This window comes from Pseudomonas sp. WJP1, assembly GCF_028471945.1.
In the GTDB taxonomy this organism is placed as follows: domain Bacteria; phylum Pseudomonadota; class Gammaproteobacteria; order Pseudomonadales; family Pseudomonadaceae; genus Aquipseudomonas.
Map to the genome: position 1 here is coordinate 2,950,726 of NZ_CP110128.1, position 12,806 is coordinate 2,963,531.

The 12,806-nt window shown below is 59.9% G+C and carries 9 protein-coding genes; 6 read left to right on the plus strand and 3 right to left on the minus strand.

Going from position 1 to position 12,806, the window contains the following annotated elements; genetic code table 11:
- Positions 1-31: 31 nt before the first annotated feature.
- A complete protein-coding gene (locus OH720_RS13465; protein ID WP_272606007.1) occupies positions 32-817 on the minus strand; it encodes an enoyl-CoA hydratase/isomerase family protein in 786 nt (261 codons plus the stop codon).
- A gap of 237 nt (positions 818-1,054) precedes the next feature.
- On the opposite strand from OH720_RS13465, the gene OH720_RS13470 reads away from it, so the two are divergent.
- Both OH720_RS13470 and OH720_RS13475 read left to right on the plus strand, forming a co-directional pair.
- On the plus strand, positions 1,055-2,497 hold the full coding sequence (locus OH720_RS13470) for a coniferyl aldehyde dehydrogenase (RefSeq protein WP_272606008.1): 1,443 nt from the start codon (positions 1,055-1,057) through the stop codon (positions 2,495-2,497).
- 31 nt (positions 2,498-2,528) lie between these two features.
- Entirely contained in the window at positions 2,529-3,080 is a 552-nt protein-coding gene (locus tag OH720_RS13475; protein WP_272606009.1) for a DUF2889 domain-containing protein, read from the plus strand.
- 31 nt (positions 3,081-3,111) lie between these two features.
- Here OH720_RS13475 and OH720_RS13480 read toward each other — a convergent pair whose 3' ends face one another.
- Positions 3,112-4,773 carry a GMC family oxidoreductase gene (locus OH720_RS13480; protein WP_272606010.1) on the minus strand — a complete coding sequence of 554 codons (1,662 nt, stop codon included), beginning with the start codon at positions 4,771-4,773 and terminating at the stop codon, positions 3,112-3,114.
- 209 nt (positions 4,774-4,982) lie between these two features.
- Here OH720_RS13480 and OH720_RS13485 point away from each other — a divergent pair, with 209 nt between their 5' ends.
- Positions 4,983-6,032, plus strand: coding sequence for an AraC family transcriptional regulator (locus OH720_RS13485; protein WP_272606011.1), 1,050 nt, complete (start codon positions 4,983-4,985; stop codon positions 6,030-6,032).
- 64 nt (positions 6,033-6,096) lie between these two features.
- On the opposite strand, the gene OH720_RS13490 is transcribed toward OH720_RS13485, so the two are convergent.
- Positions 6,097-8,091: an alkyl/aryl-sulfatase gene (locus tag OH720_RS13490; protein ID WP_272606012.1), complete on the minus strand. Its 1,995-nt coding sequence runs from the start codon at positions 8,089-8,091 to the stop codon at positions 6,097-6,099.
- A 312-nt stretch (positions 8,092-8,403) separates the two neighbouring features.
- Here OH720_RS13490 and OH720_RS13495 point away from each other — a divergent pair, with 312 nt between their 5' ends.
- From OH720_RS13495 to OH720_RS13505, 3 genes are all read left to right on the plus strand, one after another.
- Positions 8,404-10,233: a DUF1302 domain-containing protein gene (locus OH720_RS13495; RefSeq protein ID WP_272606013.1), complete on the plus strand. Its 1,830-nt coding sequence runs from the start codon at positions 8,404-8,406 to the stop codon at positions 10,231-10,233.
- Between the two features lie 32 nt (positions 10,234-10,265).
- Positions 10,266-11,630 (plus strand): DUF1329 domain-containing protein, encoded by a 1,365-nt coding sequence (locus OH720_RS13500; protein WP_272606014.1) that lies wholly within the window; start codon positions 10,266-10,268, stop codon positions 11,628-11,630.
- Between the two features lie 82 nt (positions 11,631-11,712).
- Positions 11,713-12,789: a WD40/YVTN/BNR-like repeat-containing protein gene (locus tag OH720_RS13505; RefSeq protein WP_272606015.1), complete on the plus strand. Its 1,077-nt coding sequence runs from the start codon at positions 11,713-11,715 to the stop codon at positions 12,787-12,789.
- Positions 12,790-12,806: the final 17 nt, after the last annotated feature.

A 12,806-nucleotide genomic window follows, 5' to 3' on the forward strand; every position in this document is an offset into this window, starting at 1 on the left:
TCTGTTCCTGCGAAGTCGGAAAATAGGCGGCCTAGCGGCCCTTGAAGTTCGGTGCGCGTTTTTCGCCAAAGGCTTGCAAACCTTCCTGGAAATCGGCGGTGCGCAAGTGTTGGCGCAACATCACCTGTTCGTGCTGCAGGGCATCGTCGCGAGACTTGTCGGCAGAGGCGCGGGCCACCTCTTTCATGCGCCGCAGTGCGATCGGGCTCTTCTTGGCAATGTGCTGGGCCAATGTCAGTGCGGCGCTGGCTAATTCCGTATCGCTGTGGACTTCGCACACCAAGCCATAGACTTTCATTTCAGTGGCCGACAGGGATTTGCCAGTCAGCAGCAGGTACATCGCCATGTTCAGCGGGATCAGGCGTGGCAGGATCGCCGCGCCGCCCGCACCGGGATAGACGCCGAAGTTGGCATGGGCGTCGGCCAGGGTGGCCGATTGCGCTGCCACCACGATGTCAGCGCACATCGCCAGTTCGAGGCCACCGGCCATGGTCACGCCATTGAGGGCCGCAATCACTGGCTTGGGGAAATTGCGCAGTTGACTGAAGACCTGGTTGGCACGGTCGAGAAAATCAGCTTCACCGGCGGCCAGGCTCGCGCCGGCCAGCACTTCCTTCAAATCGGCTCCGGCGCAGAAGGCAGGGCCGTTGCCGGTGAGAATCACTACCCGCAACTCGTCATTGCGGGCAATGTCGTCGAGGCAGTGTTCCAGCTCGTTTAGCGTCGCCACGTTCAAGGCGTTCATGGCCCGTGGCCGATTGAGCGTCAGGCGCGCCACCGGGCCGACGATTTCATACTGCAAAATTTCTTCACTCATGACAGCTCCCCGTTATTGTTGATCGCGCTGAGGGCGTAGCGGATGAGCTGATACTAGGAATACCGTCGACACTGACGCAGGTCCTTGCAACGAAAGCGCTTGTCCGTTGAATGCGCTGAAGCACAGCAGCCAAGGCGCAGCGTTCGCCAAAGACCGGAGAAAGGGTTCAGATGACTGGCAGGGCGCGGAGGCGTTGCGCACCATCGGTGCGCATTACCATCAGACTCAAGGAATCCCATGGCCAGCAGTGAACACCTCGACACCCATGTGACCATCGCCCGAATGCAGGATGTGCTGGCGCGCCAGCAAGCCGCGTTCATCGCCGAAGCGCCGCCATCGGCAGCGTTGCGCATTGATCGAATCGATCGCCTCATTGCTCTGTTACTGGACAACCGACAGGCATTTTGTGCAACGCTGGCTACGGACTTTTCATGGCGATCCCACGATCAGTCATTGATGAGTGACGTGTTGTTGCCGGTCGCCGGGCTCAAATATGCGCGCAAGCATGTGCGGCGCTGGATGAAGCCTGAGCGGCGCAGCCCGGAAATGGGCGCCGGGTGGTTGGGCGCCAAGGCCGAAATCCATTTTCAGCCATTGGGCAGCATCGGCATCATGACGCCATGGAATTTTCCGCTGGCCATTTCGCTCGCGCCTTTGGCCGAAGCCTTTGCGGCGGGCAATCGGGCGATGATCACGCTGTCGGAGTTCACGCCCGCCACCGCAACCTTGCTGATTGACCTGCTGGCTCGACACTTCGATGATACCGAGGTGGCGGCATTCGTCGGGGGCGCCGACGTTGGCGCAGCCTTCAGTGCTTTGCCGCTGGACCACATCATTTTCACTGGCAGTCCCAGAGTAGGGCGCCTGGTAATGGCGGCCGCAGCGCAGAACCTGACGCCGCTTACCCTGGAGCTGGGCGGCAAGTCACCGACCATCATCGGTCGTGGCGCGGACCTAATTGATGCGGCACGGCGTATCTGGGGCGGCAAGGGCATCAATGCCGGACAGGCCTGTATCGCCCCGGATTACGTGCTGGTGCATGAAACGGACCTCGAGCGGCTGCTGACCAGCATGCAAGTGGAACTGGGCAAGATGTTCCCGACCCTGCGTGACAACCCCGACTACACCGCCATCGCCACACCCGGCCAGTACCAGCGCCTGCAAGCCTGTCTGGCGGATGCCAGGGCCAAGTGTGTGCGTTGCATCGAAGTCAATCCTGGTCAGGAGCCGCTCGCCGACGTACGCAAGATTGCGCCGACAATACTGGTGGAACCGTCCGAGGACACCCTGGTGATGCAGGAGGAGTTGTTCGGACCGCTTTTGCCGATCCGTGTCTACCGATCCATCGATGAAGCCATCGCCTACGTCAACGAGCGGCCGAGGCCATTGGCGTTGTACTACTTCGGCAATGACCGTGCCGAGTCGAAAAAGGTACTTGAACGCACGTCCTCGGGCGGGGCCTGTATCAATGAGGTCATGCAGCACATTTTTCAGAGCGATCTGCCCTTCGGTGGCTGCGGAAACTCAGGGTTCGGGCGCTATCGCGGCGGTGATGGTTTCAAGGCGTTCAGCTTGCAGCGCGCCGTCTACACCCCCCCCTGCGTGGACGTCATGGGCTTGCTGCGACCGCCTTATGGCAGGCTGTTTCGACGGGTGATGCAGGCTGTGTTGAAACCTTGAATCGAGTGGTCCGCAAACCGGAGGCAGGCCTGTGAACGGTGATATCGATGTGTGGGGCCGACGGTTGATCCATCGGCGCACGGTGATCTGCAAAGGATTCTTGCGAGCCGACGGGTTGTGGGATATCGAAGGCCGGCTTGATGACAGCAAGTCTCATCCGATGACGCTGGTTCAGGGGCGAGTAGTGTCGGCGGGTGAGACTTACCATGGCATGTTGATCCGTCTGACCCTGGACGATGACTTCATCGTGCATGAAGTGCAGGTGTCCATGCCCCATGTACCTACCAGCGAATGTCGCGGTGCTGTGGAGGCTTATCAGTCATTGATCGGCGAGCGGATTGGTCCGGGATTTTCGCGCCGTATCAAGGACCTGTTTGGCGGTGTCGGTGGTTGCGTGCATTTGACGGAGTTGTTGTTGCCAATCGCTACCACCGCGTTTCAAACCATCCCGATGGCGCGGGCAACAGTGGCGCCACGTACGACGGCGGATGCCGAGGCTTTTGATAAAGCCGCCAATGGTTTGATCAACAGCTGCCACGCCTTGCGTGAAGATGGCCCTGTGGCCTTGATTCTGAAGAGTTGAAAGGCAGGCTCGCGCACGAGCCTGCCGTTTTTTATGCAAGGTGACGAGACAGATTGGCGTCCTGATCTTTCGGTGCTCGCAGGGCGGCGCCACCGCGACGATCTTCAGCGATCAGGTCCGAGGCTTTTTCACCGATCATCACCGTGGCCGCGGTGGTGCTGCAGCCGATGATGGTCGGCATGATGGAGGCGTCCACTACACGCAATCCTTGGACACCGTAGACTTTCAAGCGCGGGTCCACCACGGCCATGTCATCTGTACCCATTTTGCACGTGCCCACCGGGTGATAGAGCGTGTCGGAGCGAATGCGCAGAACCTGTTCGATCTGCTCATCGGTGTCCATGGGCATTGCAATGACACTCCTGGGATTGAAGGCCCGGAAGGCCGGGGTGGCCATGACCTGCTGGATGACACGGAAACCTTTGACCAGCGTCTTGATGTCGTCGGGATGCGTCAGGAATGCCGGGTCGATCAGGGGCGGCTCCAACGGGTCGGCGCTGGCGAGCGTCAGGCGCCCGATGCTTTTGGGGTGCAGCAGGCACGCATGGACGCTCAAACCATGGCCGCTATACAAGGTGCGACCGTGATTGGCGAACATGGCGATGGTTAGCGCCAGCTCGATGTCGGCTTGAGGCAGTTCCGGTGAGGTCTTGATGAAGGCGCACGCCTCGGCAAAGTTGCTGGTCAGCGGGCCGCTGCGCCGCCGCCAGTAGCGGATGGCGGCTTTGGCCATGTCCCACAATCCGGCAAACGAAAGGCCCATCAGGCGACGGGATTTGACACGGAAGGAATGCACGTAATCGATATGGTCTACGAGGTTTTGCCCGACACCCGGCAAGTCGTGGAGCACCGGGATATCCAGTTTCAACAGATCGTCCTTGGGACCGATTCCAGACAACAGCAACAGCTGCGCAGAGTTGAACGCACCGGAACTCACAATCACCTCATGGCGGGCACGCAGCGAACGTTTTACGCCGTTCTGCAGGAACTCAATGCCCGTCGCACGCTTGCCCTCGAAAAGGATCCGGGTTGCGTGGGCGTGAGTTTCGATGCGCAGGTTTTGCCGACCCTTATGGGGTGTCAGGTAGGCCCTTGCTGCGCTGCAACGTTGGCCATCCTTCTGCATCACCTGTACGCGCCCGAATCCTTCCATGGTCGCGCCGTTCTGATCAGGGCAGGCGCGATAGCCTGCCTGCAGGCCAGCCTCGACAAACACTTCGCCGAACGGATTGGGGGAGGTATGGAAGCGCACGTTGAGCGGTCCATTCTGGCCATGCAAGGGGTCGGTGAAATGCTCGTTGTGCTCGGCGCGCTTGAACAGCGGCAGTACGTCTTGATAACTCCAGCCAGGATTGCCCAATGCCGCCCAACGATCGAAATCCTCAGGATGGCCACGGTGATAGGCCATGGCATTGATCGATGAACTTCCCCCCAGCGTCTTGCCCCTGGGCTGATAGCCGACCCGGCCGTTCAAGCCGGCCTGGGGCACGGTCTGGTACTGCCAGTTATTGATCGACGTCGGCACCATGGCGGCGATCCCCGCCGGCATGTGCACCAACGGGTGGGTATCAGGGCCGCCCGCTTCGAGCAAGCAGACGCAAATGTCCGGATCTTCCGACAAGCGACTGGCGACGACGCAGCCGGCAGCGCCTGCGCCAACTACGATGTAATCGAATACCGTGTTCTCGTTCATGCGTTCTTCTCTTTATCCGATGCACAACTTCACTGCATTGTCAGGAGAAGACCGCTTCGCCACCGGTCAATAGAACGAATTCGACGGTCAACGGCGCAGGTGACGATCGCGCCAAGCATCGGCACATCCGGCACAAGGCACAGACCGGAGATTGACCGGCAAGCAGGCCGGAGCGAGTATCGACAATCGCATTTTCAGCAGGCAATCCCATGTCAGGTTCGACGACACAAAGGCCCGGCGATGCACCGGCCACAGGCGACGAAGCGCAGCAGCCCACCACCATTGGCAGCTACACCGTCGCCATCGCTCGGGCGCTGGAGGCCAGTGGGGTGGACAGCAAACGTATCCTTGCGTCTGTAGGCATTCCCCAGGGACTGTCCGCCGACCCGATGATTCGCCTGCCTGCCACGACCATGACCCGCTTGTTCCAGGCCTGCGTGGATGTGACCAATAACCCGTATTTTGGGCTGATCGTCTCCAGGCATCTGCATCTGACCCACCTCCATGCATTGGGCTATGCCTTGGCGGCCAGTGGCACCTTGATGGATTTTTGCCGACGTCTGGAGCGTTATTTCCGCTTGGCCTCTCAGGTAGCTACTATCAGCGTCAGCGAGAGCACCGATGAGGTGTCATTGCGCTTCGAGCATCGGGTGCCTCTGAGCAGTGAGACCGAAGACGCATTTTTCGGCTTTCTGGTGCGCACGATGCGCCTGATTGACACGCAGGTATTCAACCCCTTGCGCGTTGAAATGCGCCGGCCCATGCCGCACGAAGGTGCCGAGCCTTACGAGACGCTGTTTCGCTCACCGGTGGTCTTCAGTCAGGACTACGGGCTGCTGGTTTTCGACAAAGCCGATATGGTGCGCCAATTGAGCGGTTCGTGCCCGGAACTGGCACAAGTCAACGACAACATCATCATCAGCTACCTGGCGCGGCTGGACAAAAACGATGTCATCACAGGCGTCACGCAGAAGATCATCGAATTTCTCCCGGATGGCGATTGCACGCGGGACAAGGTGGCCAGCGCGTTGTGCATGAGCCCGACCAAGCTTCAGCTCAAGCTGTCCCAGCGCGGGACGAGTTTCCAGCAATTGCTCGATGACACACGCAAGGAGCTGGCCTGCAGCTACTTGAGCCAGGCCTCGCGTCCCGTCACGGAGATCACCTTCCTGCTGGGCTTCAGTGATACCAGCAACTTTACCCGCGCCTTCAAGCGCTGGACCGGGTTGTCCCCGACGGATTACCGGCAGCAGGGCTGAGCCCATCGCAAAAAAAGCCTCGCCGAAACGCTGTTCGGCGAGGCTTTCGTTTTATCGACGGCGATTATTGTGCCGGTGGATTGGGCAGCACAACTTCGAAATTCGGCGAGAACGTGTCCATGAGACCCAGCAGGGTGGCGAAGGCCTGGGCATTACCTTCGATTTTCAATTGCCCATCTTGCAGGGCCTGCTGCGGTGTCAGTTGCTGGCTCATGATCGCATTCAAGGTGTCGCGATCGAGCGTCAAGGTAGCGTCCGGATTGGGTGCCACCTGACCTACGGAGTAGGTCAACGCCGAGTTCTCCAGGTTGAGCGCGTATTGCTTGCCGCTTTCCGTGAAATTCCAGTTCATGACGATGTGCTTGCCCTCGGCCTTCGGCCCGTTGAGACGAACCCCGAGCAAGTCGAAAATGTTTTCGATGGACAGCGCGCGAATGGTGTCCGGGCTGGCGGTACGCAACGGTGACGGCACTTTTTTCCCGCCGCTGCGCAACTCCTGAGCGCCGGTCAGGTAGCTGTTGCGCTCTACCGCCGATTCGGCCTGGTAGCCGAGCTGCTCCAGGGCATCGGCAAACAGCTCCAGGGCGGGTTGATTGGTGGGTTCGGCATTCACCAGATGGTTCATGGCCTGGGACACCCAGCGATATTCGCCCGCTTGGAAATCTGTGCGGGCTCGGGCCAGCAAGGCGTCGGCACCGCCGGCGTAATCGACGAACTTGCGCCCGTAATCGATATTGCTCAAGGCATCCAGATTGGCCGGGTTGGCGTCGTACCAGCCCATGTATTGCTGATACACCGCCTTGGCGTTGCGCTGCACCGACCCGTAATAACCACGGGCAAACCACTCGCTGGCCAGACTTGCTGGCACGTTCTGGCGCATGAACTCGCCGATCTCCACGGGTTTGTAGCCCTTGTTCACCAGGCGTAGTGACTGGTCATGCATCCATTTATAAAGGTCACGTTGCTTGCTCAGGTAGGTGTTGACCTGTTCCTTGCCGAAAACCGGCCAGGTGTGTTGGCCCACGAGGATGTCGGTATCGGCGCCAAAGCGCGCAAGTGCATCGTTGAGGTATTTGGTCCAAGCCTGGCTGTCGCGGATTTCCGCACCGCGCAGGGTGAGCAACTGGTGTTGCGCCTGAATGGCCAGCTCACCGGTGTCGAGCACTTTATGTTGTGGAAAGTAGTGAACCATCTCCGCCGGCGCTTCTGTGCCAGGTGTGAGCATGTTGATGATTTCCACGCCATCGATTTCCAGCGTCTCGATCGGCTTGGTGATTTCCCGGGTGGGCGGGATCAGCGTGATGGTGCCATTGGGCAACGCCTTTGCGCCGCCCAGATCCAGTTGACCCCGATCGCCACGGGGCAGGGTGGTACCAAACTGGTATTCGGTGCGCCGACTCATGGCGTTGCCGGCCATGACGTTTTCGGCAATCGCGTGCGCCATGAATCCCGCGGGTGCGATGATTTGTACCTTGCCGGCCTTGACGTCGGCTTCATCGACGATGCCTTTGACGCCGCCGTAATGATCGACATGGCTGTGGTTGTAGATCACCGCCAGCACCGGTTTCTTCGGACGATGCGCATAGTAGAGATTGAGTGCGGTACGCGCAGTTTCGGCGGTCATCAAGGGGTCGATGATGATGAGTCCGGTCTTGCCTTCGATGATGGTCATGTTGGTCAAGTCGATGCCGCGCACCTGATAGAACCCTTCCGTGACCTTGTACAAACCGTTGGCCATGTTCTTGCGTGCCTGTAGCCACAGGCTGGGATTGACGGTGTTCGGCCCTTCTGCCGGTTTGAGGAATTCGTAACCCTTGAGGCTATAAATCACCTTGCCGTCCGCCGTCAGCGTTTCGGCATCCGGGATGCTGGCGATGAAACCGCGATGAATGTCGGCCTCGCTGCGGCTGTTCATGTTTTTCAGCATCTGGCGTGTCGCGTCATTGGCCGTCACGGTGGCGGGCTCGGCCGATTTCGGTTCAACGGCGGCCACGGCGGATTGGCTGATCAGGCTGGCCAGCAACGAAGGTAAAAGCAGAACAGAAAGGGTCTTTTTCATGAGGTCTGTTTTTCAGGTCAAGGGTTCTGGTCGGCGCAAGCGGACCGCTCGACATTTGTTCTACAGGCCCTGTTTCGTGCAGACCGGTCAATAGCGCCCATTCATCAGTCAATACAAAGCGCGGCGTGGGTTTGGTCGCCTGCGCGCTGTGCTGACCGATGATTTGGCCCAATTGACCGGCGTCTCCCTCACTGCTCGCGATACAACATTCTCGACCGATCCGGCCTGCGCTCCATAAGAGCAGGGCGTTTGGCTGACGGGCGTTTTTCCTGAATGACTTTTCGCGAATCCACAGTAAGGCGAGCACGCTAGATGAAAAATAACAATAAGATCTGCCACTCCAATCTGCGGCGCGGGCTGCTGGCATCGGCGGTTCTCGCCGGGTTGGGGATCACGCCCGTGCAGGCGTTCGAGTTCGATACGGGCAATGAGGACGTTTCGGTTCGTTTCGACAACACCTTCAAGTTCAACTACGCCCAGCGGGTGGAAGCGCCGAACAGCAAGCTGGCCAACGCGTGGAACAACAACGACGGCAACCGTAATTTTTCCTCCGGCAGCCCGGTTTCGCAGCGCCTCGATGTGTTGTCGGAACTGGACGTGGTCTACAAAAAACAGCTGGGGTTTCGGGTCAGTGCCAACAGCTGGTACGACCATGCCTATGACGACGTCGGCAGCTTCAACCCATCGACCAACCAGCTGAACAATGGCAGGCCAGACTCCCATCATCTGAGTGGCTATGCCGAGCGTTATTACAATGGCCCGTCCTCGGAAATCCTTGATGCCTTTGTTTTCGGCAGCACCGAGTTCGGTGACGAATCGCTGTTGAGCGGCAAGGCGGGCCAGCACACCTTGTATTGGGGTGAAAGCGTGCTGGCCTTCGCCCACGGCAACAGTTATGGCCAGTCCGGACTGGACTTGTCCAAGGCGCTTGCGGTGCCAGGGACTGAAGCCAAAGAGCTGTTCATCCCGCGCAATCAATTGTCCACCAGCTTCACAGTCAACTCGGAGTTGACCCTGGCGGCGCAATACTTCCTTGATTGGGATGCTGCACGACTGCCGGAGTCGGGCACGTACCTGGGCTTCAACGACGGTATCCAGAACGGCGGCCACAACCTGTCGCTGATCGCTGCACGCAATCCCCGTTTCGGCACGCCAGGGCCCTTGGGGGCCAATGAGTTTCTACGCCTGACCAATGGCCACACCCATACCCCTGACAAGCGCGGTGACTTCGGTCTTATGGCCAAGTGGAGTCCGGCGTGGCTGGACGGCACCCTGGGTCTCTACTACCGCAAGACCTCCGACATCCTGCCCAACCTGGTGCTGCAACCGGTGGCGGTCGGCCCGGCGCAGTTGGCCTCGGGCAATGCCGGCAGCTACAACCAGTTCTACGTCGATGACATCGATGTCTATGGCTTGAGCCTTGCTAAAAACGTCGCCGGTGTGAGTGTTGGTTTCGATTTGAGCTATCGCCACAACATGGCGCTGTCCAGTGTTCCGGCCACCGTCAACCCGGCTTTGGGCGCAGCGAACGCGCCCGGTTTCATTGAAAGCTTCGATGGCCAGAACGGCGTGGCACGTGGCAACACCGTACACGCGGTGCTCAACGGATTGACCACCTTTGGCGACACCCCGCTATGGGATTCCTCGACCTTGCTGGTTGAACTCGGTTATAGCCGCTGGCTGGACGTGACCGAGAACAAGCAACTGTTCAAGGGCGAGGATTGGTACCACGGCGTCGACAAGGTCACCAAGGACAACTTCATCCTTGGCATGAACTTCAACCCGACCTGGTACCAGGTATTCCCCGGCGTCGATCTATCGCTGCCGGTCAGTTACAACGTCGGCCTCTCAGGCCAGTCCGCTGTGCAAATGGGCGGTAACAAAGGCACTGGCAGCTATTCGGTCGGCGTTGGCATGGACGTGCACAGTCAGTACCGCTTCGACCTCAAATACGTCGATAACTTCGGCGACTTCGACACCTGCGGCTCTGCCGGCAACGCCGCGGCACAGGGCGATGGCGCTGCACCCGGCGCCAACGGCCAGTACAACTGCGTTCCCGGCCAGACCACAGCCTTTGCGGGTACCCCGGCCCAGCTCAAGGATCGCGGCATGGTCACTTTCACCTTCAAAACCACCCTCTGATATTCGAGTTGTGCGTTAACAGGAGACACTCTATGAACCTTCTCAAATCACTCTTGGTTCCCGCCCTGACCCTGGCCGTTGCAGGCTCCGCGCACGCGGCCGTCAACGCCGACCAGGCCGCGAAACTGGGCACCACGCTGACCGCCGTCGGCGCGGACAAAGCCGCCAACGCCGATGGCAGCATTCCGGCCTACACCGGTGGCCTGACCACAGTCCCGGCCAATTTCAAAAATGGCGACTCGTTCCGTCCTGATCCGTTTGGCGATGAAAAACCGCGTCTGGTGATCACTGCCAAGAACCTCGCCGAACAAAAAGACAAACTCACCGCGACAACCCAGGCATTGCTCACGCGTTACCCCAGCTATCGCCTCGACGTGTACCCGACTCACCGTAGCGTCGCGCTGCCCAGGACGGTTCTCGAGAACACCGCGAAAAATGCCGTGACCGCCAAGACCACCGATGGAGGCTTGTCGCTGGAAAACGTACTGCCGGGCGTACCTTTCCCGATTCCGGCGGATGGCAACGAGGCGATGTGGAACCATTTGCTGCGCTATCAGGGCGTGGCCATGACCAACAAGTACGATTCGTGGAACGTCGACTCGTCTGGCACCGCGTCCTTGAGCTCCACGGGCGTGTTCAATATCGAGTACCCGCTCTATGCGCCGTCCCGGGCTGTGGGGGCTGTCGCTGCCGATGAGTCCTTCTACAAGATCAAGCTGACTTACACAGGCCCGGCCCGGCGCGCCGGTGAAGCACTGTTGCTCATGGACTCGGTGAACCCGCTGAAACAGCCCCGTCGCGCCTGGCAGTACCTGCCGGGGCAACGTCGGGTGAAACTGGCGCCGGACCTGGCCTACGACACGCCAAACCCGGGCACAGTTGGTGCGGCAACCTACGACGATGCGTTCTTGTTCAACGGCGCGATGGACCGTTACGACTTCAAATTGGTGGGCAAGAAAGAACTCTACGTGCCGTACAACACCTACAAGCTGAGCTATCACAAGGACGCGCGCGATGTGACGACCGCCAACCACGTCAACCCGGACCTGCTGCGTTGGGAGCTGCATCGGGTGTGGGTGGTCGAAGCCACGCTCAAGCCCGGCAAGCGTCACATCTACAGCAAACGTACCTTCTACCTCGACGAGGACAGCTGGATTGCCCTGGCGTCCGACGCGTATGACGCTCGTGGCCAGCTCTACCGTGGCGGCTTCTCGCACCTGACCTACAGCTACGACGTGCAGGCCCCGGACACCATCAACCACATGCTCTATGACCTGGTTTCCGGTGCCTACAACATGAATGGTTTCTACGGGCCTTACGGCGGCCTCAAATACATCGACCCGCTGTCCAAGGCGCAGTGGTCGGCCGAGTCCCTGGCCGGCACCGGCATCCGTTAAACCCACGATCGTGCAGGAGCGGGCGGCGATACGACTTGCCCGCGCCTGCAGAGGTCTGTGACGTGCACCCGAGATCACAATAATGACAATGATCAAATGGACCCTGCTCGCCGCGCTCGCATCAGCGCTGGCAGTGCCGTTTACCCGCCCGGTAATTGCCGGCGGGTTTGCCGATGTGCTCGACACCCCCGCGCTGCAAAGTGAATACGCCATGCATTCGACCTACACCGGGCTGACCCAGGCCGGTGAGCGGTTGATCGCCGTTGGCCAGCGCGGTCATATCCTTTACTCCGATGATGCAGGCGAACACTGGAAGCAGGCACAGGTTCCGGTCAGTTCCGACCTGGTTGCAGTCACCTTTCCCACGCCGCAGTCGGGCTGGGCCGTCGGACACGACGGTGTGGTCCTGCACAGCCGCGACGCCGGGCAGACCTGGAGCCGGCAACTGGACGGGCGTCGGATCGGGCAACTGCTGCTCGACCACTATCAACCCCGACTCGCCGAGCAGCCGGACAATGTTGATCTGCAACAGCGTGTCAGTGATGCGCGGCGAATGCTCGACGAGGGCGCCGACAAGGCCTTTCTGGATGTCTGGTTCGAGAATGCCCGGGTTGGCTACATCGTCGGCGCGTTCAATCTGATTTTTCGCACAGACAATGGGGGCCTTGACTGGACGCCACTGCTGGAGCGTACCGACAACCCCTCGGCGTTGAATCTCTATGCATTGCGCCCCGTAGGCAATGATCTGTATATCGCTGGGGAGCAGGGCCTGGTGCTGAAGCTGGACCGTGCAAGCGGCCGATTCAATGCCATGCCGACGCCTTATAACGGCAGCTTTTTCGGCATTACCGGCAAGCCGGGAGCGGCGCTGGTTTTCGGCTTGCGCGGTAACGTCTTTCGCAGCACCGATGACGGCGCGAGCTGGAGCAAGGTCGAACTCGCGCTTCCCCTCAGTATCACCGCCAGTTCCGTGGCCGCCGACGGCCGGATCGTACTCGTCAGCCAGGCCGGTCATGTGCTGGTCAGCACCGACGACGGTGCCAGTTTTCATCCCCGACAGAACACCGTGACGTCTCCGGTAGCCGCTGCGCAAGTGACGTCCGATGGTGCGTTGGTACTTGCGGGTACCCAGGGCCTGCGGCGACTGGCCCTCGACTGAGCCCGGCATTACATAGA